The organism is Micromonospora sp. NPDC005220 (assembly GCF_040607895.1).
Taxonomy (GTDB): Bacteria; Actinomycetota; Actinomycetes; order Mycobacteriales; family Micromonosporaceae; genus Micromonospora.
On sequence record NZ_JBEXHP010000068.1, the window covers coordinates 22,193 to 29,504 of the forward strand.

The window sequence follows — 7,312 nt, forward strand, 5'->3', positions numbered from 1 at the left end:
GATGCCGCCGCCCCCACCGGGCCAGATCACTTCCCGTACAGCTCGAATTCGTAGAGCGAGAACCCGTACGTGGTGGCCCGCTTGACTCCGTACACCCGCACGTAGCGGGCGGTGACCGGGGCGAAGGTGGCGTTGTCGACGCCGCCGTTGCCGGCGGTGGTGGTGAACACCGGCGTCCAGGAGCTGCCGTCGCCGGAGACCTCGATCCGGTACGAAGTGCCGTACGCGGACTCCCAGCGCAGCACCGCCCGGCTCACCGTGCGGGCCGCGCCCAGGTCGACCCGCAGCCACTGGTTGTCGTTGTAGCTGCTGGCCCACCGGCTGCTCAGGCTGCCGTCGACCGCCTTGTCCGGGGTGTAGCTGGTCAGGAACTGGGTGCTCGACGCGGTGGCCGGGCGACCCTGGGCCAGGTTGGTGACGTCGTCGCCCCGGCGCGCCGGGAACGAGACGACCTGCTGGTAGGTGGGGCGGTTCTGCCAGGCGATCAGCGGGTGGGTGATTCCACCCAGGCCGGACTGGGCGATCGAGTCGGCGCACCACTGGTCGCCGGCCCCGCAGGACTTGTCGCCCGGGTAGACAGTGGTGGCCGGCACCGCGGCGGCCTGTCCGAGCGTGTCGAGCAGGGCCTGGCGGCACGCGCCGAGGTTGCCGTTGCCGCAGTACGCGCGCCCGAGCCCGCCGGCCACCGGGTCGCCGAGCACGGTGCGCAGATCCTTGTCGACGTAGCCCCACCAGCCGTACTGGAACGACGAGCCCTTGTGCGCCTGCCCCTGCAACGCCCAGCTCGCGGTGCCGTCCCGCCCGCCGTTCTGGCCGCCCGAGGGCGCCTCGTTCACCTCGATGGCATCGACCAGCGCGGCATAGAGGTCCGGCCCGAGGCCGGGGCGGAACTGCGCCGAGGCGAGCAGCGGCCACCACGCGTCGAAGATCCGGATGGCGTCCGCGTGCTGGTAGACCTTCGAGCCGGGGGACGTCTCCACCCGCCGCGTGCCAGCCTGCTGCCAGGCCCGCAGCTTGGCGATCGCGTCGGCCAGCGCCGGGTCGGTGACCGGCGCGTTGTCCAGCACCCGCAGCAGCTCACCGAGGACCTGCTGGCCGCGCAGGTCGGTCACCGCCGCATCCGCCATGATCTTGACAACGTCGGCGCGGCCGAGCTTGCGCTGGGCGATCGCGGCGCGCACCGGGCCGTCGAGCAACTGACCCCGGTGTACGGAGCCGAAGCTGAAGTTGCCGTCCGCCGCGCCGAAGTCCCGCGCCTGCTTGTTGTTCCAGCTGACGTAGTAGTCCTGGTTGACCGACTGCGGATGCGCCGACGCCGGGGCGTAGGTGGCGTCGTTGGTGTCCGGGTTCCAGCCGGCCCACTCGTACGCCGGTTCGGCCCTGGTGGGCAGGTTCGGGTCGGCGGTGGCCGGCCGCACCGGGTTCGAGCCGGAGTTGTAGTACGCCGCCTCGGTCGAGTTGACGTAGAACCAGTTGAACGCGTACCCGACGCTGGCCGCTGCCGTCTGGAACGCCGACGCGCTGCCCATCGCCGACGGGTCGTTGAAGGCCTGGAAGCCGATCGCCGAGTCAGCCTCGTGCCGGTAGGTCGAGCGCAGCTTGGTGAACGCGGTCGGCTGCCCGTTCACCAGACCCCGGTAGGACACCAGCCCGTACTTGGTGCGCAGCGCGCGCAGCGTGTACGAACCGGCCGGGGTGGAGTCGGCCAACGTCGGCGACCAGGAGTTGCGCTGCTCCAGAGCCTCCATGGCGAGGCACTGCCCGTGGTAAAGGTAACGGTTGGTGCGCAGCGTCGGGGCGCTGCCGTCGGTGGTGCACAGTGGCACCGCGTACGTGTCGGTGAGGTCCTGGGAGGCGGAGGTCGCGCTCCACGCGTAGTCCTGGCCCCGGCCGAGCAGTACGTAGAGGTTGAGTCCGGCGAACGCCGCGCCGCGCGCGCTGATGCCCGGCCCCTGCAACTCCTGGAGCATGAGCAGCTGCGGCGCGAAGTAGCCGGTCTGCGGGCCGAACACGGCCACCGGGTTGCCGGTGGTGGTGTGCCGTCCGGAGACCACTACCGCGTTGGACATGCCGTGCGCGCGCAGGTTGCTCAGGCCGCCGAGCAGTTCCTTGGTGGCGGTGCTGGCGCCGGTGCGGGCGGCGGCCCCGCCGCTGGCGTCGTACGCCAGGGGCTCGGCGACCACCGAACCGGCGTCGGGGAGCACCGCGCTGGTAGCGCCGGGCGGCGTCGCTCCGTACGGGAAGCTCTGCCCGTCGTGCAGGGTGAGTACTGTCTCCGGGTCGTTCTGCGAGCGGAACGCCGCCCACACCCGGTCGCCCTCGGTGGCGCCGTACTTGGCTCGGGCGGCCACCCGGACCAGCGCCGACTGGATCTCGCTGCCGCCGCCCCCACCGAAGAGTCCGCCGACGACGCCGGCGGTGGCGATGAGGTCGGTCATGGTGAAGTGCCTCGGCTTGCCGGCGCCGGCGAGCACGTACTCCCCCGGGTAGTTGTCGTCGGCGATCGACTTGTCGATGTAGGCGTTGATGCCGGCGATGTAGTCGACCACATCGGTGTAGAGCTGCTGGCCCCGGGCGCCCTTGGTGCGCAGCGCGTCCACCTGGGCCTGGAGGTCCGCCTCGGTGTAGGGCGAGTTGGCCCAGACGCTCTGCTCCAGCTCCCGGTTGCCGGGGGCGCCGCCGGCGAACGAGCTGACGGTGCCGCGGCCGACGTGCCGCAGCAGGTCCATCACCCAGAGTCGGTCCTGGGCACCGGCGTAGCCGGCGCCGAACATGGTGCCGCCGCGGGTGGTGCCGGTGATGTGCGGGACGCCGGTGGCCTTGTCCCGAACGATGGTGACGTCCGCGCGCGGCGAGACGGTGCTCTCGACCTGTGCGGCCGGGACTCCGAACGAGGCGTCGTTGTAGAAGTGGGCGATCTGCTCGTCGGTCAGCCCGGCGTAGTTGTAGACCAGGTTCGCGTACTCGTCGAGCTGGTCGCTGGAGTGCGCCGGGCGGGTGCCGAGCGCCTGGTGCGCCAGGATGGCGACAAGCGTGGCGTTGCCGTTCTGCCCCGGGGGCAGGATGTCGGCGCACTGGCCGAGGCAGTAGTCGTTGGCGGCGAAGGTGCTGGCGGCCAGCGCCGGTGACGGCGGGGTCACCGTCAGGACGCTCGCGGTCAGGGCGGCGGCGGTGAACGCCGCGAGCCGGTTACGAAGAGCGGGACGGGGCATGGCGATCCTCCGGGGACGCGGAGTCGGGCCGAACGGTGCGCCCGGCTTCCGGTGCCGACGTCTCGCCCTCCGCGCCCGGGCGTTCCACCCGGAGGTGAGAATGACTCGCATCTATCTCTGGGCAATGATCGACGCAGGAGCGCCGTCCGGGATAGCCGTCATTCACCACACGCCAATGCCGACGTTTCGCCGCCTTTCGCCCCGCGAAGCTTCCCGCCCGGGCCTGGTGATCAATGGCGACGCTGCTCCAACGGCGTACCGATTCACCTGGTCCAAGGACCTCGATGCGCTCGGCCAGTGACAGCGGCGCGTCGGCGCCGCCAGGCTCTGCCCCGCCGCGGCGGCTTCGGCCACCATCGTGGCCCACACCTGTGCCTCCGCGGAGGCCGAGCCGGGCGCCCAGTCGATGGTGGTGAAGGGTTACCCGTCAGCAGTGGGTCGACTGTGCACCACCAACTCGTCGATCTCCAACCGGCCGACGCGCAGCTCCCGCACGACCGCCCGGCGGATCGCCAACCGCCCGATGACCACCGCCCCGACGGCTACCGCCCCGACGGCCAGCGCCCCCACGGCGAGAGCGCCGAACGACGCCGCCCCCGCAGCCCGCGCGCCGGTAGCCGCCGCACCCGTCGCCACCGCACCGTTGGCGCGTGCACCGGTCAACCGCATCAGCCGTACCTCTCGCTTCATCCCCGCATTGTCCGCGTACCGCCGGCCGCCCGCTTCCCAGACACCCCGGGTGCACCCCACATCCTCGCCGAGCAACGGCGGCAACTTTGCCGATGACCGGCGGCATCTCGTCGTCAGGCAGCGGATCGGAGGCGCGGTCCGTCACGCGACGCCGCCTCAGGCGGACCGCTGCGCGGTGTCGCCGCTGCCGAGGCGGTCCAACTCGGCGAGGTACATCGCCTGCATGTGGTCAAAGTGCCGGACCAGCAGCATGAGCTCCTCGACGCTGTAGCCCTCAATGAGCCGCTCCGCCCGCTCGGCGAACCGCTCGTACGGTCGCTTCAGCTCGGCGCTCCGTTCCGGCCGCAGGGTGACGATCACCCGCCGCCGGTCCGCCGGATCGCGCTCGGCCGTCACGTAGCCCGCCTGCTGAAGCCGGCGGAGCATGCTGGTCACCGCCCCGGTGGTGAGGTTGGTCCGCCCGGCGACCTGCCCCGCGGTGGCGGATCCGACGTCCGCCAGGTAGTCCAGGCACTCCAGGTCGCTGACGGTGAGGCCCAGCCGCTCGGCGATGGCGTACCGGAACACCATGGACAGCCGCGACGTCTCCCGCCCGGCGCGCATGAGGTCGGCGATCGCGGACGCCCGGGCCGGCTCGTGGGACATGCCGGCAATCATGCCTCCGGTACGGTGACCCGGTGCAGCCGAGGTAGCACGCGGGTCAGCACCCAGTGCGGCGCGGCCGCGCCCCCGGTGAGGCGGCGCATCAGCCCGGCGGCGGTGTCGACGGCGCGGAAGGCGTAGGGCACCATCTCGTCCTGGTAGCCGGCGATGGCCTCCTCCACCGACGCGCCGCTGGCCCGAGCCTGGACCAGCCTGCGGCCGAGCAGTGCGGCGTCGCGGAGCGCCGTGTTGCCACCATGGGCGCCGAACGGCGGCATGACGTGCACGGCGTCGCCCATCATCGTCGCCCGGGGCACCGCCCACCGGCGCGGGCGCCGGCCAGTGGCGAAGAGGTTGAGCACCGTGGCGTCCAACTCGGCCGTGCCGACCAGCCGCCGGATGACCGGGTGGAAGTCCGTACTCAACCGGGAGGCCAGTCTCCACAGCGCCAGCAGGTCCCCGCGGACGCCGACGGGCACCTCCTCCTGCCGGAGCAGCAGCCCCCACATGACGTAGTCGTAGCCGGTAGGCGCATAGCTGTCCGGGGCCAGGCGCGCGAACGCCTCCGGTGGACTCTCGCCGAACCGCATGGAGGTGAAGAAGAATGCGCGACCCGGCCGGTCGGCGATGGCCAGGACCCCACTGGTACGCAGCGCTTCCGGGATGACGCTCTCACCGTTGCGCCGCAGCGGCGAGCGGCCGTAGATGCCCGCCATCGGGGTGTTCGCCGGGTCCGCGTCCGGCATGAGCTGCGCGCGCAGCGCCGAGCCGACGCCGTCCGCGCCCACGACGACGCTTGCCGGGGCGGCCCCGCCGTCGGAGAACCGCAGTCGCAGCATTGCCGGGCCGCCGCTGTCCACCGCGACGGCTTCCTTGCCGTAGTGGATGCGCCCGTTAAGCCCGGACTGCAGGATCGACCGCAGGGTCAGCCGGTCGACCTGGCGGGTCGCGTGCGGCTCGTCCTTGAAGGTGATGGTGAATGCGTCCCGCAGCCGGCTGTCGGTGAAGCGCAGCTGCCCGCCGGGCTCGTCGCCGGTGGTCAGCGCCAGGTTGTACAGCGGGCGGGGCAGGCTCTCGCGCAGTGCCTCCAGCCCGTACCGGTCGAGAATGATCCGGTAGCCCTGCCGCCGGACGAAGGGGCCCGAGTCCCGTTCGTAGACGTGCACGTCGATGCCGGCGCGCATCAGGTACTGGGCGAGGCAGAGGCCGGACAGGCCGGCGCCGGCGATGGCCACCGAGAAGTCAGTCGATATGCCCATGCGATTATCTTAATGACTAAGATGATTTGGGCAAGACCGCCGGCACTTCTTCAACGCACGACTGGCAGGCATCGCCGGGCTTCGATCAGCTCCGCCCTGCGCCCAACGCTCATTGTTGATGAGCGTCGCCCGGACGGCGGTGCCCACTACCAGGTCACAGCCGACGCTGTCGAAACGCTGCACCGCCCTCTGACAGCCTCTACGCGCGCTGCGTCGGCTTGGCGTAGTGCTCGATGTGCCGCCAGTACTCCGGTGCCACGGTGTTGGTACCGCGCTGGCGGCGGTCCTTATGCTGACCCACCGCCCGGTGGGTCACAAGCCGGTTCGCCCGTCGATGCACTCGCGCAGGAGGTCGGCGTGGCCGACGTGCCGCGCATACTCCTCGATGACGTGGACAAGCACGTCACGCGTGGCGTGGCTGCCACCGTCGACCGGCACCTCGCGGCCCAGGTCGGCCTCCTCAAGGGCGTCGAGCCATTCGTCCGCCTTCGCGGTCTCGGCCTTCCAGGTTGCAAAGGCGTCCTCCACCACCGCTGGGTCGGGAACCGCGCCCCCGAAGTCCCAATCCGGGTCGTCCTCGTGCTGGTAAAGGCGCGGTGCGTCGGCCCGCCCTTGCAGCACACGCTGGAACCAGTGGTTCTCCATCTGAGCCAGGTGGCGGACCAGGCCGAGCAAGCTCAGGGTGCTGGGCGGTACCGAGCGCCGGCCGAGCTGCTCGGCGTCCAGTCCGTCGCACTTCATCTCAATGGTCAGACGGTAGTTGTCGAGGTACTCCCGGTAGGTTGCCTTCTCGCCGACGGGCTGGCCGAAGGTCCTGGGGTCGTCCTCGGGGGCGGTCCACAACTTGCTCACGGCGTCACCCAATCGCGGGCGGACCGCACCAGTCAAGCTGGTTGCGGTGCCTCAACTTCGATGGCCGCCAGAAGGAATTCGATCTCCGCTCGCTCATCGGCACGACCTCGCGGTCGGCTGCATGAGCGCGCACCTGATCAAGCGGTCCTGGCGACCGCGCCGCGCCTGATCGGCGGTAGATGTGCGCACCGTACCGACCCTGCGGCCGTGCGTTACGGGTCAAGTGATTCGATGACCTGCTTTCGGGCGTGTTGATAGATGACGGAGCTGCGGAACCCGACGATCTCGCGGCGTCCGCTGAACTTGTCCATGAGGAAGTGGTGCAGGCTGTCGACGCTGGGTACGGCGACGTGGACGAGGAAGTCGTCGCCGCCGGCCACGACGTACACCGACAGCACCTCGGGCAGCTCCATCGCATATTTCTTGAAGCCGTCGATGACGGTGCGGCTCAGGGGCCGGACCTGCACGTGCAGCAATGCTTGTACGCCGCGGTTGAGGGCGGCCAGGCTGACCTCGGCGTGGTAGCCGGTGATCACGCCGCGTTCCCGTAGTGCGCGCACGCGTTCCAGGCAGGTGGACGGCGCGATGCCGACCGCGCGGGCCAGTTCGCGGTTGGTCTGCCGCGCATGTGTCTGCAGGTGCTGGATGATCGCCGTA

7 protein-coding genes are annotated in these 7,312 nt (G+C 70.9%); 1 reads left to right on the top strand and 6 read right to left on the bottom strand.

The window, feature by feature from the left end; genetic code table 11:
- Positions 1-26: 26 nt before the first annotated feature.
- Positions 27-3,212: a penicillin acylase family protein gene (locus ABZU52_RS22410; RefSeq protein WP_354972939.1), complete on the bottom strand. Its 3,186-nt coding sequence runs from the start codon at positions 3,210-3,212 to the stop codon at positions 27-29.
- 100 nt (positions 3,213-3,312) lie between these two features.
- On the opposite strand from ABZU52_RS22410, the gene ABZU52_RS22415 reads away from it, so the two are divergent.
- Entirely contained in the window at positions 3,313-3,513 is a 201-nt protein-coding gene (locus ABZU52_RS22415) for a hypothetical protein (protein WP_354972940.1), read from the top strand.
- A gap of 119 nt (positions 3,514-3,632) precedes the next feature.
- On the opposite strand, the gene ABZU52_RS22420 is transcribed toward ABZU52_RS22415, so the two are convergent.
- The 5 genes from ABZU52_RS22420 to ABZU52_RS22440 all read right to left on the bottom strand — a co-directional run.
- Positions 3,633-3,902: a hypothetical protein gene (locus tag ABZU52_RS22420; protein ID WP_354972941.1), complete on the bottom strand. Its 270-nt coding sequence runs from the start codon at positions 3,900-3,902 to the stop codon at positions 3,633-3,635.
- A 156-nt stretch (positions 3,903-4,058) separates the two neighbouring features.
- Entirely contained in the window at positions 4,059-4,547 is a 489-nt protein-coding gene (locus ABZU52_RS22425) for a MarR family transcriptional regulator (RefSeq protein WP_354972942.1), read from the bottom strand.
- A gap of 8 nt (positions 4,548-4,555) precedes the next feature.
- Positions 4,556-5,803: an NAD(P)/FAD-dependent oxidoreductase gene (locus ABZU52_RS22430; protein ID WP_354972943.1), complete on the bottom strand. Its 1,248-nt coding sequence runs from the start codon at positions 5,801-5,803 to the stop codon at positions 4,556-4,558.
- A gap of 312 nt (positions 5,804-6,115) precedes the next feature.
- Entirely contained in the window at positions 6,116-6,655 is a 540-nt protein-coding gene (locus ABZU52_RS22435) for a DinB family protein (protein WP_354972944.1), read from the bottom strand.
- Between the two features lie 212 nt (positions 6,656-6,867).
- The coding region (locus ABZU52_RS22440; RefSeq protein WP_354972945.1) for an Lrp/AsnC family transcriptional regulator at positions 6,868-7,312 on the bottom strand (445 nt) is incomplete at its 5' end.

Excerpts from the sequence above, each read along its gene's own strand:
- ABZU52_RS22410 (WP_354972939.1), bottom strand. The coding sequence starts at position 3,212 with ATGCCCCGTCCCGCTCTTCGTAACCGGCTCGCGGCGTTCACCGCCGCC.
- ABZU52_RS22430 (WP_354972943.1), bottom strand. The coding sequence starts at position 5,803 with ATGGGCATATCGACTGACTTCTCGGTGGCCATCGCCGGCGCCGGCCTG.
- ABZU52_RS22420 (WP_354972941.1), bottom strand. The coding sequence starts at position 3,902 with ATGAAGCGAGAGGTACGGCTGATGCGGTTGACCGGTGCACGCGCCAAC.
- ABZU52_RS22425 (WP_354972942.1), bottom strand. The coding sequence starts at position 4,547 with ATGTCCCACGAGCCGGCCCGGGCGTCCGCGATCGCCGACCTCATGCGC.
- ABZU52_RS22415 (WP_354972940.1), top strand. The coding sequence starts at position 3,313 with ATGACTCGCATCTATCTCTGGGCAATGATCGACGCAGGAGCGCCGTCC.